Consider the following 25,437-nt stretch of genomic DNA (forward strand, 5'->3'; position numbering starts at 1 on the left):
TGTATTTGGTCGGCTTTATAAGCTGACTGCTGACAGCCAAGGGCTGACAGCTTTACTGGAGAGGTGGCAGAGTGGTCGATTGCGTCCGACTTGAAATCGGATGAACCGAAAGGTTCCGGGAGTTCGAATCTCCCCCTCTCCGTTGAATGATTTGTGATGGTTGCTTGGGCGTAACAGCAGAACTTGGGCATTTGGCTAGCGTAAGAGTTATTGAGCGGGGCTTAAGTTGTCTCCCGTGAAACTTTATAGCTTCCTCCCCGCTCCTTAGCTCTCTCCACAGGCTTGTTACTTGCCTCCTGAGCAATTTTTTCCCAATCTGCCTGCTCTAATACCGCATCCAGCACATCCGAGATGTTACAACGTTGCTCATATGCAATTCGTCTTAGAATATTGTGGTGTTCGGGCTGGATATATACAGGCTTTCTTTGTGTCTGTGCCATTTGCCCTTTTAAGATAAATAGTTTTTCTCAGTATACCTTAGCTAGATAGCTGTATTGACAATTGGCTAATTAGCTAATTTAATAATGAATAGACGGCTAACCTCTGCCTGAGTATGTATAAACAGCTAGATTTGTTTGAACTACCCTACCTGGAACCAAAGGTTCAAGAACCTATCACAACTACAAAAACCGTTATTGAGTTATTTGCTGGGGCTGGTGGTTTGGCACTTGGTTTAGAAAAAGCTGGACTGGCAGCCAAAGCACTAATTGAAATTGACAAAGATGCAGTAGCAACACTTCAGCATAACCGTCCAGAATGGAATGTAATTCATGCTGATGTGTCTAAAGTCTCCTATGCAGGCATGAGTGCAGAGGTTGTAACTGGAGGTTTTCCTTGCCAAGCTTTCAGCTATGCAGGTAAAGGTTTAGGGTTTGAAGATACTCGTGGAACCTTATTTTATGAATTTGCCCGTTGTCTTAAAGAGGTACAACCTAAACTATTTCTGGCTGAAAATGTCAGAGGTTTAATAAGTCATCAGAAAGGAAAAACACTGAAAACAGTTCTATCTGTTCTGGAATCTCTTGGTTATAACGTCCAGTATCGTTTACTAAATGCAGTTAACTATGACGTTCCTCAAAAGCGAGAAAGAGTCATCATTGTTGGAACTCGTCCAGATATTCGCTTTCACTACCCTGCTCCTTCTTCTAAAATTCTGACTTTGAGAGATGCCTTGAAAGATGTTCCACCTTCTGAAGGTATGAAATATAGTCCAAAGAGATCTCAAGTTTTAGAATTAGTCCCACCAGGCGGCTGCTGGCGAGATTTACCTGAAGATATTCAAAAAAGCTACATGATGAAAAGCTACTATCTTACAGGTGGACGTACTGGCATGGCACGTAGAATTTCTTGGGATGAGCCAAGTCTAACTCTGACTACTTCTCCCTCACAAAAACAAACGGAACGCTGTCATCCAGAAGAAACTAGACCTTTTACAGTAAGGGAGTATGCCCGAATTCAAACTTTTCCCGATGATTGGCAATTTATGGGTGGTGTAGGCTCCAAATATAAACAAATTGGTAATGCAGTTCCTGTAAATTTTGCTTATCACCTAGGAAGAGCTATAGTTAACATGCTAGCAAGTGCATCCCATTGATTTATTACCTCAGTAAGCTCTATCAAATATGGTTCTATAGCTTGCTTGCTGTTGTTCACTGAGTCTATCAAGTCCGGAAACTTCACCGATCACGTCTGGTAATACATTAAAAAGCATACTTAATGCTCCTGGCACACCAGTTGCCAGGTTGTAAAATGCTTGACCGCTGATCTGTCTGATTTTTTCATTTAAAGGTCTTTTTGTAGCAGTAGTCCTATCTGAAGGAGTAAAAGCTCTATCGTAAGGTTGTCTCCTACTAGGAATAATTTCTACATAGTATGCTGTAAAACCTTGATAATCTGGTTCGTTTAAGCGGCTTGATAAATAATCGTATATTCCAAATTTATCGCTTCCTTTAACCGTGTTATATTTATTTTTAATTTCGGCAAAAATTTGCCTTGTATCGTTACAGATATCGAATCCTTGAGGAAGTACTCTCCAGCCAGGAATACTACCTAAAATATTCTGGTGAAAATAACCTATTTGATTTTGTACAGTTTTTTGACTTTGTCTAGCTCTTTCCTTTTTGAGCCAATCATCTAAGTCAAAACCTTGCACAGCACCATCAAAAATAGCTGAAAACGGATCTATAACATTTTTATGCATTGCTTCTTCAGCTTTTTGTTGAGTTTCAAGAATACAGTCAACAACTATTTTGACGGCAGATTTAAGGTCATCATCGGCTATATAGGAAAGATAACTCATGCTCAATAATTAAGTAATCCTAACAATTCTATATACTAACCAATCCTTAGTTATATCTAACCCCCAAGGTTAATACACTGTTTGAGCATCTTGACAATCTACAGACTGAAATATTTGTACCAGACCTGTTGTACATTGAGTGTGCTAACCTTTCTGGAAATATGTCCGTGCAAGGATGTACGCTGCTGCTGAAGTTCAGGCAGATTTAGCTAGTCTTAAAGTTTTCCTGTTGCATGTTGTCTCAATGGCTGACTTGATGGCAGATGCTGTTGCGATCGCCTTGGTTTATATTTGCGCCTATGATGCTTCTTATGTTCCCCTTTCACAGCAGGTTGGTGCTACCCTTACTGACTCTAGACCAGCATCTGGCTAGGGCTTTAGGGGCTACGTCTTAGGATGTTTGCTTGTTCAATGATTTCGAGGTTCCACCTTTGCCAAGTATTTAGAGGTGGAACAGCGCTAACTTACCCTCATTATCTAAAACTTAATCAGCAAAATTATCACAACTTTTGTTTAACTAACACCGCATATCTGCTGAACTCACCCAACTAAGTAGTTCCGTGTATCTGCACTGGTAACTATCACATGGGCAATGCTAGCTTGGCAGTATTACTCAAAATGCCTTTGTGTCATAAATTTAACTAGTACAGGCAGGTACTGAATGGATCGTGGTAACGAAGAACAAAGTAGCAAATTTATCACTACTGAACCGTTAAAAGTTAGCAGCGAAGCGGGTGAGCAAAAAGTTTGGGATGCTGTTAAGAGTGCTTTTTCTGATAGAAATTGTATCGGATACTGGCGCTATCCGATTTTCTCGAAAGTGGGAGAGATTCGTAAGGAACCTGATATCCTCATCACTGATAGAGAATTTGGTTTAGTGGTTATTGAAGTACTGCCAGTCACGATTGACCAAATCGTGACTATTAATGATGGTATTTGGCAGTTGCAAAACTATCACACCGCAGAAGCTAACCCTGACGGGCGAGCCGAACACCAACTACGAGCATTGATTGCATATAGCGATCGCGAAAGAGCTATCTGGCGCAGAGTTACCGGACGAGCTATGGTTGCATTACCTCTCATTACTCAAGAACAATGGCAACAAAAAGGCTTTGACCAATTACCCAACTCTCCTCCTTTGATTTTCCAAGAGCAGTTGGGCAAGATGGGTTGCACGGAACGTATTCAACAAATCCCTCCTGCAATTTCAGGAGAAAGCCTGGAAGATAAAGATTGGGAATTGTTATTGTCAGTGATTGGCGGGACACCTGTACTTCGCAAAGCTCCTCGCGCTACAATCTCCACCACAGGCAAAACCCGCGCCAGTATCATGGACAGTTTGCGGCAAAGGCTATATGAAATAGATTTACAGCAAGAACACATAGGAAAAGAAATTCCCCCAGGACCTCAGCGAATTCGCGGTATCGCAGGTTCAGGTAAGACAGTACTGCTGTGTCAAAAAGCTGCTCATATGCACCTCAAGCATCCAGACTGGGATATTGCCTTGGTGTTTTTCACGCGATCGCTCTACGATTTGATGATTGGGTTGCTGGATCAATGGATACGCCGCTTCAGTGGTGGTGAGTTGCTGTATGACCCAAGGACAAATCTCAAACTGCGAGTGCTTCATGCGTGGGGAGCAAAAGACAATCCAGGTTTGTACAGCACGATCTGCGACAACCACGGTAAAAGACGCGGGACGGTTGGAGATACAAAAGAAAGACAACCTAACCGAGGTTTGGCAGACTTATGTAAACGGCTACAGGAAGAGATAAAGATTGAACCTATGTTCGACGCCATCTTGATTGATGAAGGTCAAGATTTAGTCACTGAAGATAATTTGAAATATGAGGATAAGCAGGCAATCTACTGGTTAGCTTATCAAGCGTTGCGACCTGTGAATGAGGAAAAACCAGAGGAACGGCGCTTAATTTGGGCATACGATGAAGCACAAAGTCTTGATAGTATAGCAGTGCCAAAAGCGAAAGAGGTATTTGGCGAGAATTTGAGCAATCTTTTGAGCAAGCAACCACAATATCCAGGCGGTATCAAACGTTCTGAGGTGATGCGCCGTTGTTACCGCACACCTGGACCAATTCTCACAGCGGCTCACGCCATTGGTATGGGTTTACTACGCACTGAGGGAATGCTTGCAGGTATCACAAACAAAGATGATTGGAACAGAATTGGTTACGAAGTCAAGGGAGACTTTCGGCGTCTCGGTAAACCAATAACTGTCCATCGACCACCGCTATATTCACCCAATCCGATTCCAGAAATTTGGGGGACACCTGTATTAGAATTTCAAACTTATGGTTCTCGCCAGGAAGAATTGACAGCTTTGGCTGAGAATATTATGCATAACATTGTCCATGATGGTCTCAATCCCAGCCGCGATATTTTAGTGGTAGTTTTAGGCTCTACTTCCGAGGCGATAGAGTTGGAAACTGAAGTCGCTGGTTTCTTGATGGATCAGGATATTGATGTTTATGTTCCCACTGCTTTGAAGTTAAATGATTTAGTTCCCCAATGGCCCAACCATGACCCAGACAAATTCTGGCACGATGGGGGAGTCACGGTTTCTCGTATCAATCGTGCCAAGGGACATGAAGCCGATATGGTCTATGTGGTTGGCTTTGATAATGTCGCTCGCAATGAAAGTGATGTGAATTGTCGCAACCAATTGTTTGTCGCTTTAACCCGGGCGCGGGGTTGGGCAAGTCTGAGTGGTGTCGGCAATTATCCAATGTATGATGAGATGCGGCAAGTCATTACGAGTGGTGACTCTTTCACGTTTACCTACAAGCGCCCACCAAAACGCGATATTGGTGATGGGGAAGCAGTTTAACTGTTTGATTAATCTCACACAAAGATGCAAAGGCGTAGAGAATATTTTTGCGTCTTTGCGTGAGACTTACACAAAAGTTTTTAGGATAAAGCATTGTTATGTAGTTACTGGTTAGTAGAACTAGAACAACCAACAACTAACAACCAACTTATTCCGACTTCTTCCTTGCTCGTTCTGCACGCGCCTCGGCTGATGCCATGACTTCGTCCATATTTTCTAGCATCTCGCCTGGGAAATTTTCCAGAACTCTGGTGGAAAGAGCGACCCGACCTTTGCCTTCATCCAAGTCTATAATTAAAGCTTTAATCACCTGACCGACTTGAAACACTTTTTCTAGATTTTCAATAAATTTCTGGCTCACCTGCTTAATATGGAGTAAAGCGCTTGTACCATCTAAATCTACAAATACGCCAAAGGGTTTGAAACCAGTCACTTTCCCGAACACCAGCTGACCAACTTCCAACTTACTAAAGCTAGCAGAACGAGTTGCTATGCGCTGCGAAAGAATAAGTTTATTGTTGCTGCGGTTAACTTCCAGAAAGCCAGCAGCCAGAGATTGACCCTTGAGTGCTTCTAAATTATCTCGTTCAACCAAGTGCGATCGCGGAATAAATCCTCGCAAACCCAGAACATTGACAGTTACACCACCTTTATTGACATTTAAGACCCGCACTTGCGTTGTTTGAGAATTCTCCTGCATTTGCGCTAGGCGCTCCCAAACGTGATTAATTTCTAGTTGCCGTCGCGAAAGGGTGACTTGACCTTCTGCATCCTGATCTCTGATGATTACGAACTCTAATTCCTCATTTAATGGCAGCACCTCCGACAAATCGGTTACTGCTCTCAAAGAAGCCTCATCGCGAGGGACAAACGCCGACGACTTGCCAGCAATATCGACATAAGCCCCATCCGGGTCAAGTTGGAATACCCTGCCGTGTACCACCTGTCCCTTTTGAAACTGGTAATCGTGTTTTTCCAGTGCTTTGGCAAAGTCGTCCATTGTAAAAGACGAATCGGCTTTTTGAGAAAATTTCGCTTCGGAATCCATGACTCTTAAAGATAAATTGCTATTCTAGCTGATGCCACTGGAGTTTTACTTAACGCCAAACAACACTATTCGAGTGACGATGATTGCTCTTTAAGACTGTCATGAGTCATTAGTTGTTTGTAATGACTCATGACTCATGACTAAGGACTAGGGAAGACCTTAATGCAACCAGAACGCAAATCAATCGGATAGTTATAGTTGTCCAAACAGTTGTTTTACCTGCTCCCAAGCATCATCTGCGGCTATAGAATTATAGCTGGCGCGTTGGTCGCAGAAAAATCCGTGGTCAGCTCCATCGTAGCGAAACACACGATGAGGAATGTTGTATTTTTCTAACTCTCGCTCAATCTGGTCTATATGTTCCACTGGAATGCTCGCGTCTTCCATACCAAAAAAGGCATAGAGAGTGCCTTGAATGTCGGGGGTGCGAATAATGGTGGGATGACCACCTCCTGGCGTACCGGTAGGAATCGCCGCGCCGTAGAAGGAAGCAGTGGCTTTGATATCTGCCAGGGTGGCAGCAAGATAGGCGACATGACCACCAAAACAAAAGCCGATGCAACCGCAGCCATCTTGCTTCACATTTGGTAAAGTTTTTAGATAGTTAATCGATTGTTGAATGTCGCTCAATAATTCTGAAGCCTTTGTTTGCTCCCATGCGTATTTTTTACCCACTTCTATATCTTCCGGGGTGTAGCCGGTTTCAAATCCAGGGGCAACTCTTTGGAAGAGTGCAGGCGCAATTGCTAAATAACCTTCGCGGGCAATACGTTCTGTCACATCCCGGATATGGAAGTTGACTCCAAAAATCTCTTGCAGTACCACAATTCCTGGGTAAGAACCTTCTTCAGACGGCTGCGCTAGGTATGCACCAATTTGCACATCATCTTGCGAAAGTTTAACTGTTGTGGTATGTATTGCTCGCTCTGCCATAATAGTTTTTACCAGTACTGTGTGACTATATGGATATAGCTATGCCAATAGCTCTAGACTATCTTCAATCAAATTATCAACTACAAGTAACAACCACACCAGAATTTTTCAAAAGAGAAATTCAATATATAAGTAAAATATTTGACAGTTAGCATTCGCAGCTGGTCATATGCAGCAACTATCAGGCAGGAGGTTTGGTAATGATTCAGTTCCGTATTCAGCCAGACAGTGAAATTCCCGCATCAACCCAGCTGTTAAATCAAATCCGATATGCGATCGCCTCTCGACAATATCCGCCGGGTTACAAATTGCCTTCTACACGAGCGCTGGCAATGCAGACAGGGTTGCATCGCAATACCATTAGCAAAGTTTACCGTCAGTTGGAAGACGACGGACTGGTAGAAAGCCTTGCTGGGTCAGGGATTTATGTTCGCGCCCAAGGTCATGAGGGTGGGAGTAGGCTGCAATCACCAATTCTCAAACAATATCCTCAAGCATACAAAGTGGTTCAGCAGGCACTTGACGAACTACTTTCTCAAGGTTGCTCCCTTAATCAAGCTCGTGAGCTATTTTTAGCGGAAATTGATTGGCGCTTACGTTGTAGTGCGCGAGTGCTAGTGGCGGCTCCGGCTCAAGACATCGGTGTAGGAGAATTGATGTTGTATGAATTGGAAGAAGCCCTCAAAATACCAGTACAGTTGGTAGCGATGGAACAATTAGCTGCTGTGCTAGATCAAACTTCCTCAGCTACAGTCGTCACAAATAGGTATTTTATTGGGGTCGTGGAAGCGATCGCAGCACCCAAAGCCGTGCGCGTCATTCCCCTCGACATACAAGACTACGCCAAAGAGTTAAACCAGTTTAAAAACCTACCAAAGGACAGCTGTCTTGGCGTAGTTAGCCTCAGCTCTGGCTTTGCCCGAGCAGCAGAAGTTATCCTCCATGGTCAACGGGGGGATGAAATACTCGTGATGACCTCACAACCAAAAGATACGTACAAACTTCAGGCGATCGCCAAGCGAGCTCAGGTGATTTTTAGCACCGACCAAGTGAGTTTTTCTGCGGTACAAGCTGCGGTGCAACTGACTATGGATGACATTATTCGTCCACCTAAGCTAATGTGTGGCGAAAAATATATTGATGCCAACTCGATTAACTTGCTCAAACGAGAGTTGGGTTTGGGGTAATGTCGCCCAGAGGAAATGGAGAGTACTACTTGTTTAGACTAGACCTGTCTTGAAAGTTTACTTTCATCGTGCGTTGTGTTCGCGTAGCGTCTTTGTCCCTTCTACGGAGGAGCTGCACTAACGGCGTAGACGTGCTAGAGCTACTCGAGATAGCTGAAAGCCTTCCTGGAGGCTAAATAGATAAACACTGAATATTTATCTGTGTTTATCTGTGTAGCTTACGGCACGGCTTACGCCTACATCTGTGGTTTAATCTCAAAAAGATGAACTGCATGCAAGAGTTCTAATGACTAATGTAGAGACGCGCCATGGCCTATCTCTACAATTAACAACGAAAACTATTGCAAAAATTGCCGCACCCGTATGAGGTAAGTAGCTGCATCTTCCAACATTGGAAAATGAGCCGTGTCGGGAATCAAGCAAAACTCAACTTTATCGTTCAATGCAGCTGCCTGACGACCCATCTGGGCTGGAATAATTTTGTCATACTCACCCGCCACTAGCAGCGTAGGCACAGTCAGTTTAGCAAATTCCTGCGGCATCAACTCGGATGCGGCTTTACTAACAGATGTAAAAATTGTACCCAAAGCTGCGTCATAGTCTGCTATGAGAAAATCCTGCAAGAAAGCCTGACGTTCTGCGCGGGCTATGGAGCGATAGAGAAATCGCGCCATAAACATCCGGTCAATAAAGGGTATTTTCTCCAGCCACTTGGGACGAAATTTGACAACGTACCCACCGAATTTATGAAAAGCTGTGAATGCTTTTTCGTCATACTCAAAAATACCGCTACAAGTCAAAACCGCTCTTTCCACTCGTTGGGGGTAGCGGTTGAGAAACAAAGTAGCAATGGACGCGCCCATAGAATGAGCATTGATGTACACGCGTTGAATATCTAACTCATCTAAGAGAGTTACCAAGTCGTCGGCGTATTCCTCTAGCTCATAGGTTAACTCTCGGATTGCTTCTAATTCTGCCTGCGGGGAGTGGGACTCAACAGACTCAACGACAGATTCACTCGCTTTGGCTACGGTTGGTCGCCCACGGGAACGCCCAAATCCCCGCAAATCATAGATTAAGCAATCAAATTGTTCTGATAAAGCATGAGCAGTACGTTGCCAGTAACGACCAGAACCAGCCCAACCGTGGATAAAAACCATCACAGGCTTTTCCTCAGTATCTGATGGCTTTTTTATCCACTCGTAGTAATGTTCAACACCACGAACCTTTATGTAGGGCATTTGTCCTTTGTCCTTTGTCCCTGATCCTTTGTCGTTTGTCCTTTGTCCTTTTGTCTCGACAAATGACAAAGGATGAATGACGTAGACGCCCAAAGGGCGGCGTGCCGTAGCTTATGACAATTACGCTGATTCTGGTTTAGGTAGTGTGGATGGATGCATCAGGAGTTCGGCGGTAGAACGCTTCTCTACCATTTCCCTGGTGACTGTGCAACGAGTCACATCTTTACGCGAAGGCAACTCGTACATCACATCCAGCATCAGTTCTTCCACAATTCCTCGTAGCGCTCTCGCCCCGGTTTTGCGGCGGTAGGCTTCTTGTGCAATAGCTCGCAGAGCCTCTGGTTTAAAGTCTATCTGGACGTTATCCATCTTCAGCAGCTTTTGGTACTGCTTGACCAAGGCACTGCGCGGTTGAGTCAAAATCGCCATCAGCGCTTCTTCATCCAGCGGATCTACCACTGCTACCATTGGCACACGCCCAATAAATTCTGGAATCATGCCAAATTTCACTAGGTCATCCGGTTCTAGATAGCGCAGAGTATCTGCTGTGCGCTTATCCTTTGATTGCCCCTCTCCTGGTTGGACAAACCCTATTGACTTTTTGCCAGTTCTGTGCTCTACTACTTTCTCTAAACCGACAAAGGCACCGCCGCAGATGAACAGGATATTGCTCGTATCAATCTGGATGCAGTCTTGATATGGGTGCTTGCGTCCTCCTTGAGGAGGCACGTTGGCGACTGTCCCCTCTAACATTTTCAGCAAAGCTTGCTGTACGCCTTCGCCAGACACATCTCGGGTAATTGAGGGGTTCTCGCTTTTGCGAGCAATCTTATCGATTTCATCGATGTAGATGATTCCCCGCTGCGCTTCTTCTACATCCAACTCTGCAACTTGTAACAGTCGCAGCAAGATATTTTCCACATCTTCTCCCACGTACCCTGCTTCTGTGAGCGTGGTGGCATCAGCCACGGCAAAAGGGACATCGAGAATTTTTGCCAAAGTCTGTGCTAGTAGAGTCTTACCGCAGCCTGTGGGACCAATGAGCAGAATATTAGACTTTTGCAGTTCTACTGCATCATCCAAACCTTTGCCACTCCCTTTAGACTGAACCAGTGATAGCCGTTTGTAGTGGTTGTAAACTGCAACTGACAGCACTTTTTTGGCTTCGTCTTGACCGATGACGTGTTCATCTAGGTACTTTTTAATCTCTCGTGGCTTTGGTATTTGATTCAACGAGAGATTAGAGGAGCGACGACGTTTCTGGGGTGGTTCTGACCTGGGTGCTGGTTGCGACGATGCTGTCCCGTTTGTGTCGAGTAACTCCTCATCCAGAATTTCATTACACAAATCAACGCATTCATCGCAGATGTAGACTCCCGGTCCGGCGATTAGTTTACGCACCTGCTCCTGAGACTTTCCACAAAACGAACATTTTAAATGGGAGTCGTACTTAGACATACCAGCCTCTTATTTCAGAATGGTGACGTTTTCCCCTGGAGAGGGAAGATTTTGCCTGGAGATGACCTGATCAATCAACCCATAATTTTTCGCCTCTTGGGCCGACATAAAGAAATCACGCTCAGTATCGGCTTCGACTCTTTCTAATGGTTGACCAGTATGAGTCGCCAGTAACTGATTCAACTTAGATTTATGATAAAGAATTTCTCTGGCTTGGATCTCAATGTCAACGGCTTGCCCTTGTGCACCACCCAGTGGCTGGTGAATCATGATCCGGGAATCAAGAAGAGACATTCGTTTACCAGCCGTTCCTGCTGCTAACAAGAACGCCCCCATGCTTGCGGCTAATCCAAAACATATCGTTACCACATCAGGACGAATCTGCTGAATGGTATCATAAATCGCCATGCCTGCTGTCACGGAGCCACCGGGAGAATTAACATACAGTTGAATGTCCTTTTCTGAATCTTCAGCGTCTAGAAACAACAACTGGGCAACAATTGAGTTGGCAACGGCATCGTCTATTGGCGTTCCTAAAAAAATAATCCGCTCCCGTAGCAAGCGGGAATAGATGTCGAAAGCCCGTTCTCCCACACCGGATTGTTCTACCACCATCGGGACGATGTTGCTAGGACTGTTGAGGGAGTAAAGTTTAAAGTCACTCAAGCTGTTAACTTGGTAGTTTCCCGACTGCGATACAACCATAAAAGAACGTTTGACACTAAGTGTAACAATGATCGAGACAGCAACTGCTGCCTTGTTCAGGAACCTGATTTTTGATATAGCTATGTGTTAACCATTATGCCTTATATAAATTCCTATCGTGTAAAACAGTATCAAACCAAGGCAGTGACGTGGGCAGCTACTTATTTAAATTTTTTTAAACTTCTACCTGAGGGACTGTTGTAAGAGCAATAGGGGGAGGAAAATTCTCTTTGTTCCCCTTATCCCCCTCATGATCTATTCTCCCTCTGTTGGTGTGTCTTGTGGCAAGCTTTCCGCAATAGTTTGGGGTGTTTGTTCTGCTGTTTCAGTTATTGCAACTGGCTCGGCTACTGTATCTTCTTCAGTCTCAGTTTCTGCTGGACTCAAAGAACCTTCAGCTACCAATTCAACTGTTGAGCGTTCCAAAAGCCAGTCGATGATTTTTTCGGTCAACATTTCGTTTTCTACGACTTCACGCAGTCTTTCCTCATCAACATCTTTTTCCGAGTACTGCTCCATTAATTCTTGGACTCTAGCGGCGATTTCTGCTTCTGACACTTGGATGGACTCGCGTTTGCCGATTTCCCGGAGCGACAGAGAACGCTTTATGCGCTCAATTGCTTCACCGCGAGAACGCTCTCGCAACTGGGGAATCACATCTTGGGTAAACAATTTCTTAATATCAAGACCCTGTTGAGAAAGCCTCATGGCTGTTTGCGTCAGCATTGCATCGACTTCCTGCTGAATCATCGTTTCTGGCAAGTCAATTTCTACTTGCTTAAGTAGTTCAGCCAACAGAGCCTCTTGCTTGTTCGTTTTTGTTTTTTGTTCAGCCTCTTTTTGAAAGCGCTCTTCCAAAGAAGCTCGTAATTCGTCCAGAGTTTGGTACTCGCTGACTTCTTGGGCAAAGTCATCATTAAATTCCGGCAGTTCTTTTTCCTTCACCTCTTTGAGGGTTACTGTAAAAACAGCAGGTTTTCCCGCTAACTCTTCGTTTACGTAAGGGTCTGGAAACGTCGCTGAGATTTCTTTGGTTTCTCCAGGATTCATTCCCACTATCCCTACAACAAAACCAGGAATGAATTTATCTTCCTGCATCTCTAATTGGAAATCAGTTGCTTCGCCGCCAGGTATTGGCTGGGGTTCGCCTGTTTCGTCTTCACCCTCAAAGGCAGCCAAAACACCTTTAAAATCGACGACAGCAACATCACCTATTTGTACTGGGCGTCCTTCTACAGGAATTAACGTCGCCATTTCTTGGCGTTCGTTTTCTAAGACTTTGTCTACCTGCTCTGGCTCGTACTTAACTTCCTCGGCTTTGAATTGCAAGCCCGTATACTCTCCCAGATTGGGTTCTGGTTCCACGTCTACAGCTGCGGCAAATGTTAGGGGTTTTCCAGGTTCATAATTGTTAATCAATTCATCAAACGAAGAGCGCAGATGCGGTTGACCAATCGCCTGGATTTTTTCTTGTAAGAGCGCTTGCTCAATGCCATCTTGAATTAATTCTTCTAACGCAGTTGCCTTGATTCGAGTTCCGCCAAGGCGTTGTAGCAATATTTGCCGAGGCACCTTGCCTTTGCGAAATCCAGGAATGTTTGCAGTACTGGCGAGGTTTTTAATAACTTGTTCGTAAGTTTCCTTGGTCTTTTCTGGCGTAATCTCTATTTCTAAACCAATTTGACTGGCGGGAAGTTTTTCCTGGGTGACTTTCATGCTTCGTCTCTATCTATTTTGGTATTTCTTTTTACTATTACGAGCTGACACCATTTATGGCGTCTTAAAAGTTAAACTTTCCTGACTTGGATGAAAGGTATCTACTTGAAGGCAATAAGTGTGAAGTACGAAGTTAAGTAGAAGGCAGAGGAGCCACTGTAGTCAAGGCAACGCCTGCATAAAGCAAGTGGTGTGGCAGAAGGGAAAAGGCTTATCCTATCTACTCTCTGGGCAGATGCATTTTATGTTTAATTATGTCTCCCTAGTTAGAAGTATCCACAAGGATGCATCGGGGGGATCTAGACAAGGATAATACAATGCCTGAAGCTTTTCTCCACGGAGTTTTTATCCTGCTTATTCCTTCTGACTTCATCCTTCATCCTTTCTTCATCTTTTATCCTTAGACCTTTGGTTGGTAAAAGTTCTTGACACTTTAGCGCAAACTAGTTTACCAATTTAAACTCCAAATTGTTTTTTACCAAAGGGTTAACACCGTGATATCCTGGTTCTCAAGCAGCAGTTGGCACGCCAAAGTTGTAACGTTGGGGCTATCTGCCTTGGGGAATAGGTCGGTCTACCGGCTTGCTAGTTCCAGTCCATTTGGATCATAGTACACCAATCATCTTGACAACAGATCTTATATGCAGAATTCTTGTCTTCAGTCAAGATTGGAGAAGCTTGTGTTATCGAAACATTCGGAAGGTAGTCTGCTGTATAATGTGAATTTTAATAGTATCTGAGGTTGAGTAATAAATTATTGTAAATTGCCACATGAATCAGCATAAGCAACAAAATAAATGTATTAAATTAAGAATTACAATTATTGGCTAAAAATAATCAAAAGCTTATTAAAAGGATTATTTAGTGTCTAGTATTGCCATTTAAACTTTAAATTCTTAGAAGAAATTGCACATAACATCAAAGGAGGAAGCCAATTTGTCTAAATCCTACTGTGTAGCTATTTTGGGAGCGACTGGTGCTGTTGGTAAAGAGTTGCTAGAGTTATTAGAAAGGCGTAATTTCCCCGTTTCTGATATAAAGTTGTTGGCGTCAGAACGCAGTGCAGGGCGAACACTGTCTTTTAAGGGAGATAAGTTGCCAGTAGAGCCTGTGAGCGAAAAAGCCTTTGAGAATGTGGATTTGGTGCTGGCAAGTGCAGGTGGTTCCACATCAAAAACTTGGGCACCAAAAGCTGTTGCGGCTGGTGCTGTGGTGATAGATAACTCTAGCGCATTTCGGATGCACCCAGAAGTTCCTTTGGTAGTTCCAGAAGTGAATCCGCAAGCTGCATCTGACCACAAAGGTATTATCGCTAACCCCAACTGTACGACAATTTTGATGGCAGTAGCAGTGTGGCCCCTACATAAAGTTTTACCAGTGCAGCGCCTTGTTGCCGCAACTTACCAATCTGCTAGTGGCGCTGGTGCTAAGGCAATGGAAGAAGTGAAAATCCAAGCAAGTGCCATTTTAGAAGGTAGGCAACCTGTTGCTGAAGTCTTTCCATATCCATTGGCGTTTAATGTATTCCCGCATAACTCCCCGCTGAACGATTTAGGGTACTGCGAGGAAGAAATGAAAATGGTTAACGAAACTCGTAAAATATTTGGGACTCAGGATATAAGAATTACTGCAACTTGTGTACGGGTTCCCGTACTACGTAGCCATTCAGAAGCGATTAACCTAGAATTTGAGGTACCATTTAGCCCTGAGGCGGCGAGAGAAATTCTAAGTCAAGCACCTGGTGTGAAATTGGTGGAAAATTGGAAGGCAAATCATTTTCCCATGCCAATTGAAGCGACAGGTCAAGATGAAGTTTTGGTAGGAAGAATTCGTCAGGATATTTCTCACCCGTGCGGCTTAGAACTGTGGCTATGTGGCGACCAAGTCCGTAAAGGCGCAGCTTTGAATGCAATACAAGTTGCTGAGTTATTAGTAGAAAAAAATCTGCTAAAACCTGCGGTCGTTATGAGTCATTAGTTAGCAATGAGTGGTTAGTAGAGCAAGCAACATCTAACAACCAAGCAAAGCACAAATGACAGATGACAGATGACAAAAAACGCAGAACAGAGGGCTAATGCGTAAGTTACGCTTGAAAGTCATAGTCAGATAGGTTATGACAATATAAAACCACCAAGCACAAAAAAAGGAAGAACAAAAAGGAATATTTAGGAGTGAAAAGAGGGTGGTAGATTTTGGCAGAGTTCTAACCGCTATGATTACGCCGTTTAAAGAAGACGGTAGTGTGAATTATGATGTAGCAGCAGCACTGGCAGCACATCTAGCTGACAACGGTACGGATACAATCGTGGTATGTGGCACCACGGGAGAATCGCCTACCCTAACGTGGGAGGAGGAATACCAGTTGTTTTGTGTGGTGTTGCAGGCAGTGGCAGGAAAAGCTTCTGTGATAGCAGGGTGTGGCTCCAATTCCACTAAAGAAGCAATTGCCGCTACCCAAAAGGCGGTTAAAATAGGAGTACATGGCGCACTGCACGTTGTTCCGTACTACAACAAACCCCCGCAAGCCGGGCTATATCAGCACTTTCAAGCAATCGCTCAGGCTACGCCCGACCTACCAGTGCTGTTATACAATATCCCTGGTCGTACTGGTCAAAATCTTCAACCAGAAACAGTTGCTCGGTTAGCAGAGATTGACAACATTGTCGGAATTAAGGAGTCTACCGGCAACATAGACCAGGCAAGTGAAATCCGTCGCTTGACGCCAAAACAATTCCAGATATACTCTGGTGATGATTACATGACTTTGCCTTTGCTAGCAATAGGGGCAAAGGGTGTCGTCAGTGTGGCTTCTCATCTGGTAGGAAACCAACTACAAAAGATGATCCACGCCTTTGATTCGGGTCAAACTCAAGTCGCCAGGGAAATACATCTCCAACTCTTCCCTTTGTTTAAAGCTTTATTTGCAACGACAAACCCCATCCCAGCCAAGAAAGCACTGAAACTTTTAGGTTGGGAGGTTGGCTCAACTCGTCCGCCACTCTGCGAAGATGACTCAGAAATTAGTCGAAAATTAGAGGTAGTTCTCAAAGAAATAGGTCTAATTTAGCAGGAACTTGCGAAAGAGTTACGGACTAGGTGGCTGAAAATTTTTATAAAAAGTTTGTGCTTAATTTTACCAGGTTGCAGGTAAAAATCCTGTAAAACAACTAAACATATTATGAATTTTGAGCTTTTAAAGCCCAATTAATTAAACAACAATTGAACATTTGAGAAAAATTCAGTTGTTTTCTAACTGATTTCATAGACTGCTTGTCTCGTCAGTTTTACAACACCGTTAAATTCAACATCTTTAACGACAAAGAACAATTTCTAAATTTCACATTTTTAACGATCAAAGAACAATCTAAGGAGAAAATGGCTAAAAACGAATCTTTAGCCGCCCTAAAAATTATTCCGTTGGGCGGTTTGCATGAGATTGGTAAAAATACCTGTGTTTTTGAGTATGACGACGAAATTATCTTATTAGACGCAGGCTTGGCTTTTCCCACAGACGGGATGCACGGAGTCAATATTGTTCTCCCAGACATGACCTATGTACGGGAAAATCGCCACAAAATCAAAGGCATGATTGTGACCCACGGTCATGAAGACCATATCGGTGGGATAGCCTTTCATCTGAAGCAGTTTGAAATTCCCGTGATTTACGGTCCTAGACTAGCACTGGCAATGCTAGAAGGCAAATTGGAAGAAGCGGGGGTGCGCGATCGCACAGAATTAAGAACAGTTCAACCCCGTGATATGGTGCGGATTGGCAAAAACTTTTTGGTGGAGTATATTCGCAATACTCACTCCATCGCTGATAGTTTCACGGTAGCAATTCATACTCCTCTTGGTGTGGTCATTCACACTGGGGATTTTAAAATTGACCACACTCCAGTGGATAGCGAGCATTTTGACTTGCAACGGCTAGCCGAACACGGCGAAAAAGGCGTACTTTGTCTGATGAGCGACTCGACTAACTCAGAAGTACCAGGATTCACGCCTTCAGAACGTTCCGTGTATCCAAATCTAGAAAGGGTCTTCACTCAAGCGACTGGGCGACTGTTTGTGACCACCTTTGCTTCCAGCGTGCATCGCATTAACATGATTTTGCAGCTGGCACAGAAGTACAACCGAGTCGTCACCGTGGTAGGGCGTTCCATGCTGAATTTGATTGCCCACGCCCGCAATCTAGGTTACATCAAGTGTGATGATAATCTCCTTCAGCCATTGCATACTGTCCGCAATTTACCAGCTGAAAATGTGCTGGTTTTGACAACGGGTTCTCAAGGTGAACCAATGTCGGCAATGACGCGCATTGCCAATCAAGAACATCCCCACATCAGAATCCGACAAGGAGACACGGTAGTATTTTCAGCCAACCCAATTCCGGGAAATACAATCGCCGTGGTCACCGTCATAGATAAATTGATGATGCAGGGGGCAAAGGTTGTCTATGGTCGGGATAAAGGAATTCACGTTTCCGGTCATGGATGTCAGGAAGACCAAAAGCTGATGATTGCTCTGACTAAACCCAAGTTCTTTCTGCCAGTTCACGGGGAACATCGGATGCTGGTCAAGCACAGCGAAACGGCTCAAAGCATGGGTATTCCCGCTGAAAACATGGTCATTATTCACAATGGGAATGTCGTAGAACTCACTGATGAATCAATCCGTGTTGCTGGTAAAGTGCCATCAGGTTTGGAACTGGTAGATACTTCCGGTACTGGTATGGTCAGCGCCAAAGTACTGCAAGAACGGCAACGTATGGCAGAAGAAGGTATTGTGACAATCGCGACGGCGATAGATTGGAATGGCAAGCTGATGGCAAAGCCAGAAATTCACCTGCGAGGGGTAGTGACCAGCCTAGATCGCTCCTTGTTGCAAAAGTGGGTACAACAGCGGATTGAAGAAATCCTCAGTATTCGCTGGTCAGAATTTGCCCAGTCTAGTGATGGCGACAATCAAGAGGTAGAGTGGGCTGGATTGCAAGAGCATTTAGAGCGGGAACTAGCACGCTCGCTGCGAAAGGAACTGCATTGTCAACCATCTGTTACCTTGCTGATGCAAATTCCTGATGAACCACCAGTAAAAGTTGCTGACGGTAGAAGGCGTCGCACCCGTACTGCGGCTCAAGTTGCATCGTAAAAAGTATTGAGTCCTAAGTTCTTTGGTTGGGTTGAACGATAGTGAAGCCTAACTAAGGATGTAGTCATGGAGCAAAGAAACCAGGTTTCTTGAAGAAACTTGGTTTCTGCTTCATTTATTTCTAAATGACGAATCTTTACTGAAAGTTTTCACCAATACAATAAAAACCTTTGAACAGTGCTAGCGGGAAAAATCTAGCAAAGGATAGGTTAGCATTCAAGACCATCATGCTTCACAGAAACACAATGGTGGTGGCATCAATCGCATTCCCTGCTTCTTGCAATCTAACAACACCCAAAGCAATGAGAAACGCAGAGCCAACTAGGGCAATTGTGGCACGGTTCATGCGTAAACCTGGAAGATAGTCCAGTGCTCACCCGAGGTAAGTCAGCCCCAGTACGCCATAGATTGCAAATTGTTGCAGAAGAATCACAAACTTATCAAGCTATTGACAGCAGCGATACAGCGATCAGCAAAATTACTCATATTCCCATGAAAGATTACCACTTTCAAACAGTGAGTGAGAATATGGGTCAAATAACTGAAAATTAGCTTTTAAAAAATGGTAATTCGCGATTATCGCCAAATTTTCTTTCTTTTATTCTATATATCTCCCACTTAGCCTCTCTTACATATAAGTATTTTTTTGGTGGTAAGGATGTAATATTTAGAGGTTGCGGTAAAAGTAGGTAGAATTTACGCAATTTAGCTCATAGCTAATGACTGCGTGATAGCAAAATCCTAGCATTTCTACTTACGAATAAATACTGCTATAAAATTTCGTCATGAAGTTTTTGTAAATGTAACATTTACCTCTACCCAAAGGTAGATGTTTTAATTACAATTTTATATGCGTCAAGTTATAAGGAAGAAATTCATATCATACATCTGAGGAAAAGGAAATTATTGTTAACTTGACGTAATATAGAACAGGTTCTGATGCCAGTAGCTACTTAATCATCAGACGACTTAGATCATCAGATTGCATCTCAGTCAGGACAAGATTCTTCCGGGATAAGTCTTGGCAATATTGTAGATGTTCATCAGGCACGCCAAGACCCTCAATCGAATAGAGGAGTGAACCATGAAGGTATACAATAATACCACAAGAAACATTTTCCTGGCAAGCTGGGTATCGATAAATCAAGCACAAGATGTCGTTAAAGAAACCCAGCTAGGCCGTCCTTCCGCCAAACCTTACTATGATATTCTCCAACCCATACGCAATTGGTTAGAGAATTTTCAAGTTCGCGATCGCGAACTTGCTCATCGCTTGTGCAAGGTGATTCCTTCCCAGTGTCCTTTTGAGCGCGATGTGAAATTATTTGGGAAAACCCTGTTTCATATTCCGCCAATGTGTAAGCTTAACCCCGTATATGAAGAAGTGGTTGGCTTACGTTTTCGAGCACTGTGCTATCTAGCAGATGAATGTGGCGAGGATGTCACACAGTACTGCTAATCAACACTGGATAGTTGTTAGTGGAATAATCAACAACTAACAACTATCCAAAAATACTACTGAATCTTTTTTTGCCAATCTGCAATTGCATTCTGCGCTTCTTTGTATGCGACTGTTCCCTCTGGAACTAGAACAGCGGTTGCAATTGCAGCTTTGAACTCTCTTCGGGCAGCTCGCTTTTTGGCAAGACGCAAAATTTGTCCACTCCAAGTGTTGATAGATTTTTGAGCAATATCAAAGCCTGGTTCACCTTGTGGGACTTTCTTGGCAACTTCTATAGCGCGATTGTAAGTGGAAGCATGTTCAGAACGGATTAAGCCAACAGCAGCATCTATAAGGGTTAAATTGCTGACATATTGTTTTGCCTCTAGCCGCCACTGCTTAACAGATGCTTGTGCTTTTGTGTATAGAGATTGGTCTTGGGGGATTAATTGTGCAGCGGAGATAGCATCTGCATACATTCTTTGTTTAGCACGACCTTGAGCTAAATCTAAAATCATGCGGCTCCAAATCTTGATGTTGTCCTGAGCCTGTGTATACTGCGGTTCACTAGGCTGAATTTTACGAGCCGTATTAATCGCCAACCTCAAATCACTAGCTTGAGTTGGTTTCAGGGACATTTTCTCCAAGTCCAATAGTGCTTGAGTCCGCTGTTTGGATTCGTCAGGACTTGGAGAGACTTGAGGGATTGTTTGGATTGTTGGTTGGGCTGGTACGGTAGGTAATGGTGTCGGGTTGGGTTTTGGTGACGCCTTGACAACCTTTGTATTACCAGTAGCAGTCTTGGAGGATGCTGACAATGTCTGTGCTAATCTCAATCCTGCGCGATCGCGGAACAAAACAACCACGATTAAGCACAGAACCAGCATAACACCTGTACTCCACAGTAGAATCTGCGGCAAAAATTGGTTGTTTAATGACCCTTTATGGGGTTGGGGGGATTGGGGCGTTGGGGAAGTTGGAGGAGTCGGGGGAGATTGGGGAGTCGGGGGAGATTGGGGAGTCGGGGAAGTTGGGGGAGTCGGGGAAGTTGGGGGAGTCGGGGAAGAAAAAGACGCAAACACCTCCTTGTCTGGGTTTCCCCTGACCCCCTTGTCCTTTTTCTCCTCCAATGGCGATGAGATAACCACCGGAGTGGGAACAAAAACAGTGATAGGGTTTTGTGTGGGACGCCAGTAGTGTTGACATAGTTCTGGAGTGCGAACACTCAGGTATCTTTCTAGATTTGCCAAATGACTGCCATCAGCATAACGCAGGGCTTCTAACAAAGCTGCTGTAAAGAATCCGTGACCTAGTTCGCTACTTTCGTGAGAAAATTGGTCTGGCTGGCAAGAAAGAATAATGGGAATTTGTAGTTCTTTGGCTAGTTCTATCGTTTCTTTCCCTACGGGAGCATCTGCGTGAGTGCCAAAAGCACGGTTGATATCCAACAATAGCAATGCGTCGAGGGCAGCAACTTGCAGACTTTGCATTAACGCTCTTACTTCTATACCTGTCTCTTGAATACGCTTGGGATCGCCTTCCACTGGCATTAAGTAATCTTGTCCTTTGTGGTTGACACCATAACCGCTAAAGAAAAACCACAATCGGTCTTGAGGTCGCCAGCAAGCAGCAGCAAAATCTTCAAGTAACAGCAAAATATTCTCTTTCGTGGGATAGGTAGATCTATCTCCCTGCGGTGGCGAAGTCTCTGTCATCAGCAGACATTGTTGCGGCAAAAAACCACCCTCTGTCATCAAAAAATTTTTGACCGCCTCGGCATCTGCTTGGGCGCAACCTAAAGGTTGAAAGAACTGATATTGATTGATGCCAATTGCGACCGCCCAGTTATTTGCCATCGCGCTTTTTGTTACTCGTTGTGTACGTGCCTAAGATAGTGGTTGGCTTTGTGAAAAAAACAAGGCTAACCTATGTCTAATAGTCTAGGTGATTCTCTTTGAATCTCAAGAGCAGAAGTCACCTGAACGATGAAGTATCAAGTATGAACTGAAGGCAAAAGCATGAAGTATCTACTGACGGCAAAAGCCAGAAATATGAAGTATAAAATTTCTGATCTTTCATCCTTTATACTTCATCCTTTTGTAAATCCCAATACTAGATTATCAGTGAGGAGCTAAGAAATGATGAGGAGGATTTATGTCTATCAGCAATCATGCACCCTTCTCTTTGCAGTCAGGAATCCATTAAAAACGTTCATTCAATTTATGCCGTTCATTGGCAAGAAAATCCGGAAAGGTTCTGCTGTATTTTTGCTGAGTTCTGGGTTTCCTTTTTGGTTAGCGACCGAAGCAATCACCCCCCAGGTGGTGCAAGCTTATACCGCTAGAGTTGACCTTTCTATCGACAGATTAGCAGAAGAAAACTACGAAACCTTACTCCGAAGGGCAGAGGCTGCTGCAAGATCTGCGGCTCAACGTAGCTTTGACCAAGATATTTTAGTAACAGATGTTTCGATAGTCGTTTCCGTGCAAAATTATGGAACAGTTGCACCAGTTCTAGCATTAGACGTCAGTCGTCCTCAATGGCGTACTCGCCCCGACCCGCAACGTTGGGCAACTTACTTCAAAACGGCGCGATCGTTGCTCTTTTTTGGACAAAACTTCACCACACCTTCTTCCGGTCAACCTGGGATCACCAATACCCCCCCAGCTACACCTCAACCTTCTGCTGTTGATCCAAGCGTAAGAACTGAACCGATAAATGTTCCCCCTCAAACAGCACCTGCTGCACCAGCGACGCAACCCACAAAATAGAGATTTCTACCCAATTGCTAACTGCATTTGTTTCTATGCTTTAGAATAAAAAGGTTGTCTAAATTTGCAGTACCCGTTGCTATGGCTGTTCCTAAGAAGAAAACATCCAAGTCTAAACGAGACAAACGTCGAGCTACATGGAGGCACAAAGCCACAGTTCAAGCTCAGAAAGCTCTTTCTTTGGGCAAGTCTATTTTGACTGGACGTTCTACATTTGTCTATCCATCAGCTGAAGAAGAGGATGAAGAGGAATCATAATTCCTCAGCCAAAAGTCCATAGTCAAGAGTCCATAGTCAAAAGTCTACAGTCCTTTGACTAAATGACTATTGACTAATGACTAGCTATAACCTACGACTGATTACCAAATAACCCTATAAAAATTAAAGTCTATTCAGAAAAGTTATTTTTCTGCAACTTATGGTAGGAAAATTTTTTCAAAAGGCTACAAAACAAGAGGGCGAACGCGTTCCTCCGGGTCAGTATTTGGCTAAGGGGTTTCCTGTATTAACCTACGGTGCTACTCCTCAAGTTAGCATCGACGAATGGGAGTTTCGGGTATGGGGTTTGGCAAAAGGAGCAACCTTTACCTGGTCTGACTTCATGGCGCTTCCGCAGCACGAATTCACAGCAGATTTCCACTGTGTCACGCGCTGGTCGAAACTTGATGTCAAGTGGACTGGTATCAAGGTTACAGACTTTATGAAACTCATTGAGGTAGACCCCAAAGCAGTTCACGTTATGGAACACTGCTACGGTGGCTATACTACTAATCTCCCATTGGAAGACTTTGTGCGCGAAGAAAACTTCTTTGCCTTTAAAGTCTTTGGAGAGGCGTTACCAGCAGAACATGGTGGTCCATTGCGGCTTGTCGTTCCCCACCTCTACGCCTGGAAAAGTGCCAAGTGGATTAATGGTTTGGAGTTTCTAGAACGCGAGGAATCGGGTTTTTGGGAACGCAATGGCTATCATCGCCGTGGTGAACCCTGGGCGGAAGAACGTTATAGTTAGTGGTTTTGGGTTTTAGTTGTAGAGAGGCTTTCATTTAGCGCGTCTCTACATTAAATTAGAAGTTATGAATTATCAATTTTTATTCTTCACTCTTCACGCATACTCCTAACTGTTAACCAATAATTCGCTTCAGTGTAGACAATTTGCCCTCATAGGGAGGGTATAACCATTTGAAGTCCAGCAGAAAAGATTTGTGCAGGACACTTTTGTAATGGGAAAAGGTGTCAAAGCTGAATTTACCGTGATAGTTACCAATTCCGCTATCACCCACACCGCCGAATGGTAAAGATGAAACAGCATACTGCATCGCTGTGTCGTTGATACAAACTCCACCAGATGAGGTTTCCTGCAAGACTCGTTGTTGCAGGTTTTTGTTATTAGAAAATAAGTACAAAGCCAAGGGTTTTGATTTAGAGTTAATTAGGGCGATCGCTTCTGTTATATCCGTATATTCAATCACAGGAAGAATCGGACCAAAAATTTCTTCCTGCATGACGGAGTCTGTCAAGGAGACATTATCAAGCACTGTCGGAGCAATATAAAGTTCCGAAGGATTGGTTTCTCCCCCAATGCGAATTTCGCCATCTTTCAAGAGGGTAACTAACCTGTCAAAATGTTTTTGATGGATAATCCTTGCATAATCAGAACTCTTGGCTGGATTGTCTCCATAAAATTCTTGCAGGCGTTTTTGAATTTCATCTAATAAATTTGCTTTGATTTTTTTATCAACTAAAAGATAGTCAGGTGCGATACAAGTTTGTCCAGCGTTGAGAAATTTGCCCCAAGTAATGCGTCTGGAGGTGTGTTCGATATTGATGTCAGAATCTACAATGCAAGGACTTTTGCCGCCCAATTCCAAAGTCACAGGTGTCAGGTGTTTTGCAGCTGCTTCCATAACTATTTTGCCCACAGCCGTACCACCAGTAAAAAAGATGTGGTCAAACTTTTCAGCAAGTAATTGTTGACTTGTTTGCACACCTCCTTCTACCACAGTAATATATGCCGGGTCGAAATATTTTTCCGTCATCTCACTGACAAGACGAGAGGTGTGGGGTGCAAGTTCTGAAGGTTTGAGAATAGCACAGTTGCCTGCGGCAATAGCACCTACCAACGGTGAGATAATTAATTGAAACGGATAATTCCAAGGAGCAATAATTAAAACCACTCCTAGCGGTTCAGGATAAATTTTTGCTGAAGCGGGAAATAGTTGCAGGGAAACTGGTGCTTTCTGAGGTTTAGTCCAAGTTTTGATGTGTTTGATAGCATAGTCAATTTCTTGGATTGTTCCAATTTCTGTAGCATAACTCTCAAATTCTGGTTTATTCAAATCCGCTTTTAATGCGTTGATAATCGCTTCTTTATTCTCACTGACTGCTTGTTTTAAAGTTTTCAGTTGTTCAAGTCGAAAATTAATGTCTTTTGTCTGACCAGTCTTAAAAAAATCACGTTGTTTGCGGATAATATCGGTAATTGATAATTCTTGAGTAATCATCTTTTTGTCCTTGGTAGCTCAAATGAACTCACCCTTGAGTAGTTAAGTCCTAAGTTCTTAGCTATGAATACTGAGTCAATTTCCCCTAGTATGACGGGTAAACATTTTTCGTAGTAAGCGCTTACTACAAACCCCGCAAAT

At 43.7% G+C, this 25,437-nt stretch carries 22 protein-coding genes, 1 tRNA gene and 1 pseudogene; 13 read left to right on the plus strand and 11 right to left on the minus strand.

Annotation, left to right across the window (positions count from 1 at the left end; translation table 11 throughout):
• Window positions 1-57: 57 nt before the first annotated feature.
• Window positions 58-142 (plus strand) — tRNA-Ser (locus MAS10914_RS0113225).
• Window positions 143-221: 79 nt separating this feature from the next.
• Here MAS10914_RS0113225 and MAS10914_RS0113230 read toward each other — a convergent pair.
• A complete protein-coding gene (locus MAS10914_RS0113230) occupies window positions 222-440 on the minus strand; it encodes a hypothetical protein (RefSeq protein ID WP_017316417.1) in 219 nt (72 codons plus the stop codon).
• Between the two features lie 113 nt (window positions 441-553).
• Between MAS10914_RS0113230 and MAS10914_RS0113235 the strand changes: the two genes are divergently transcribed.
• Window positions 554-1,594: a DNA cytosine methyltransferase gene (locus MAS10914_RS0113235; protein WP_017316418.1), complete on the plus strand. Its 1,041-nt coding sequence runs from the start codon at window positions 554-556 to the stop codon at window positions 1,592-1,594.
• Window positions 1,595-1,603: 9 nt separating this feature from the next.
• On the opposite strand, the gene MAS10914_RS0113240 is transcribed toward MAS10914_RS0113235, so the two are convergent.
• Complete coding sequence (locus tag MAS10914_RS0113240) at window positions 1,604-2,299, minus strand: Eco47II family restriction endonuclease (RefSeq protein WP_017316419.1); 696 nt, start codon at window positions 2,297-2,299, stop codon at window positions 1,604-1,606.
• Window positions 2,300-2,474: 175 nt separating this feature from the next.
• Between MAS10914_RS0113240 and MAS10914_RS35535 the strand changes: the two genes are divergently transcribed.
• The gene (locus tag MAS10914_RS35535; RefSeq protein ID WP_017316420.1) at window positions 2,475-2,672 is read left to right on the plus strand and encodes a PIN domain-containing protein; all 198 of its coding nucleotides are present in this window, start codon (window positions 2,475-2,477) and stop codon (window positions 2,670-2,672) included.
• Between the two features lie 288 nt (window positions 2,673-2,960).
• On the plus strand, window positions 2,961-5,147 hold the full coding sequence (locus tag MAS10914_RS0113250) for a DEAD/DEAH box helicase (protein ID WP_017316421.1): 2,187 nt from the start codon (window positions 2,961-2,963) through the stop codon (window positions 5,145-5,147).
• A 148-nt stretch (window positions 5,148-5,295) separates the two neighbouring features.
• Here MAS10914_RS0113250 and MAS10914_RS0113255 read toward each other — a convergent pair whose 3' ends face one another.
• On the minus strand, window positions 5,296-6,195 hold the full coding sequence (locus MAS10914_RS0113255; RefSeq protein ID WP_017316422.1) for a S1 RNA-binding domain-containing protein: 900 nt from the start codon (window positions 6,193-6,195) through the stop codon (window positions 5,296-5,298).
• 192 nt (window positions 6,196-6,387) lie between these two features.
• Entirely contained in the window at window positions 6,388-7,128 is a 741-nt protein-coding gene (locus MAS10914_RS0113260) for a dienelactone hydrolase family protein (protein ID WP_017316423.1), read from the minus strand.
• Window positions 7,129-7,328: 200 nt separating this feature from the next.
• Between MAS10914_RS0113260 and MAS10914_RS0113265 the strand changes: the two genes are divergently transcribed.
• Complete coding sequence (locus MAS10914_RS0113265; protein ID WP_017316424.1) at window positions 7,329-8,315, plus strand: GntR family transcriptional regulator; 987 nt, start codon at window positions 7,329-7,331, stop codon at window positions 8,313-8,315.
• A gap of 338 nt (window positions 8,316-8,653) precedes the next feature.
• Here MAS10914_RS0113265 and MAS10914_RS0113270 read toward each other — a convergent pair whose 3' ends face one another.
• The 4 genes from MAS10914_RS0113270 to tig form a co-directional block, all read right to left on the minus strand.
• Complete coding sequence (locus tag MAS10914_RS0113270; RefSeq protein ID WP_017316425.1) at window positions 8,654-9,556, minus strand: alpha/beta fold hydrolase; 903 nt, start codon at window positions 9,554-9,556, stop codon at window positions 8,654-8,656.
• A 120-nt stretch (window positions 9,557-9,676) separates the two neighbouring features.
• Entirely contained in the window at window positions 9,677-11,014 is a 1,338-nt protein-coding gene (clpX, locus tag MAS10914_RS0113275; RefSeq protein WP_026082535.1) for an ATP-dependent protease ATP-binding subunit ClpX, read from the minus strand.
• Between the two features lie 9 nt (window positions 11,015-11,023).
• Complete coding sequence (clpP, locus tag MAS10914_RS0113280; protein WP_026082536.1) at window positions 11,024-11,719, minus strand: ATP-dependent Clp endopeptidase proteolytic subunit ClpP; 696 nt, start codon at window positions 11,717-11,719, stop codon at window positions 11,024-11,026.
• Between the two features lie 255 nt (window positions 11,720-11,974).
• Window positions 11,975-13,435 carry a trigger factor gene (tig, locus tag MAS10914_RS0113285; protein WP_017316428.1) on the minus strand — a complete coding sequence of 487 codons (1,461 nt, stop codon included), beginning with the start codon at window positions 13,433-13,435 and terminating at the stop codon, window positions 11,975-11,977.
• Between the two features lie 936 nt (window positions 13,436-14,371).
• Here tig and MAS10914_RS0113290 point away from each other — a divergent pair.
• The 3 genes from MAS10914_RS0113290 (at window position 14,372) to MAS10914_RS0113300 (ending at window position 18,583) form a co-directional block, all read left to right on the plus strand.
• A complete protein-coding gene (locus MAS10914_RS0113290) occupies window positions 14,372-15,412 on the plus strand; it encodes an aspartate-semialdehyde dehydrogenase (RefSeq protein ID WP_017316429.1) in 1,041 nt (346 codons plus the stop codon).
• A 205-nt stretch (window positions 15,413-15,617) separates the two neighbouring features.
• A complete protein-coding gene (gene dapA, locus MAS10914_RS0113295; protein ID WP_017316430.1) occupies window positions 15,618-16,502 on the plus strand; it encodes a 4-hydroxy-tetrahydrodipicolinate synthase in 885 nt (294 codons plus the stop codon).
• Window positions 16,503-16,810: 308 nt separating this feature from the next.
• A complete protein-coding gene (locus MAS10914_RS0113300) occupies window positions 16,811-18,583 on the plus strand; it encodes a ribonuclease J (RefSeq protein ID WP_017316431.1) in 1,773 nt (590 codons plus the stop codon).
• A gap of 235 nt (window positions 18,584-18,818) precedes the next feature.
• On the opposite strand, the pseudogene MAS10914_RS32800 reads toward MAS10914_RS0113300, so the two are convergent.
• A pseudogene (locus tag MAS10914_RS32800) lies at window positions 18,819-18,953 on the minus strand (anion transporter); the annotation flags it as partial.
• On the opposite strand from MAS10914_RS32800, the gene MAS10914_RS34940 reads away from it, so the two are divergent.
• Both MAS10914_RS34940 and MAS10914_RS0113315 read left to right on the plus strand, forming a co-directional pair.
• Window positions 18,953-19,135 (plus strand): hypothetical protein, encoded by a 183-nt coding sequence (locus MAS10914_RS34940; RefSeq protein WP_017316433.1) that lies wholly within the window; start codon window positions 18,953-18,955, stop codon window positions 19,133-19,135. The pseudogene MAS10914_RS32800 and the gene MAS10914_RS34940 overlap by 1 nt on opposite strands.
• 532 nt (window positions 19,136-19,667) lie before the next feature.
• A complete protein-coding gene (locus MAS10914_RS0113315; protein ID WP_017316434.1) occupies window positions 19,668-20,042 on the plus strand; it encodes a Mo-dependent nitrogenase C-terminal domain-containing protein in 375 nt (124 codons plus the stop codon).
• 56 nt (window positions 20,043-20,098) lie between these two features.
• On the opposite strand, the gene MAS10914_RS0113320 is transcribed toward MAS10914_RS0113315, so the two are convergent.
• A complete protein-coding gene (locus MAS10914_RS0113320; protein WP_017316435.1) occupies window positions 20,099-21,880 on the minus strand; it encodes a caspase family protein in 1,782 nt (593 codons plus the stop codon).
• Window positions 21,881-22,246: 366 nt separating this feature from the next.
• Here MAS10914_RS0113320 and MAS10914_RS30125 point away from each other — a divergent pair, with 366 nt between their 5' ends.
• From MAS10914_RS30125 to MAS10914_RS0113335, 3 genes are all read left to right on the plus strand, one after another.
• Complete coding sequence (locus MAS10914_RS30125) at window positions 22,247-22,795, plus strand: hypothetical protein (RefSeq protein ID WP_017316436.1); 549 nt, start codon at window positions 22,247-22,249, stop codon at window positions 22,793-22,795.
• Between the two features lie 81 nt (window positions 22,796-22,876).
• Complete coding sequence (gene rpmF, locus MAS10914_RS0113330; protein ID WP_017316437.1) at window positions 22,877-23,053, plus strand: 50S ribosomal protein L32; 177 nt, start codon at window positions 22,877-22,879, stop codon at window positions 23,051-23,053.
• A gap of 160 nt (window positions 23,054-23,213) precedes the next feature.
• Entirely contained in the window at window positions 23,214-23,804 is a 591-nt protein-coding gene (locus MAS10914_RS0113335) for a sulfite oxidase-like oxidoreductase (protein ID WP_017316438.1), read from the plus strand.
• A gap of 112 nt (window positions 23,805-23,916) precedes the next feature.
• Here MAS10914_RS0113335 and MAS10914_RS0113340 read toward each other — a convergent pair whose 3' ends face one another.
• Entirely contained in the window at window positions 23,917-25,296 is a 1,380-nt protein-coding gene (locus MAS10914_RS0113340; RefSeq protein ID WP_017316439.1) for an aldehyde dehydrogenase, read from the minus strand.
• Window positions 25,297-25,437: the final 141 nt, after the last annotated feature.

The organism is Mastigocladopsis repens PCC 10914 (assembly GCF_000315565.1).
Classification (GTDB): Bacteria; Cyanobacteriota; Cyanobacteriia; order Cyanobacteriales; family Nostocaceae; genus Mastigocladopsis; species Mastigocladopsis repens.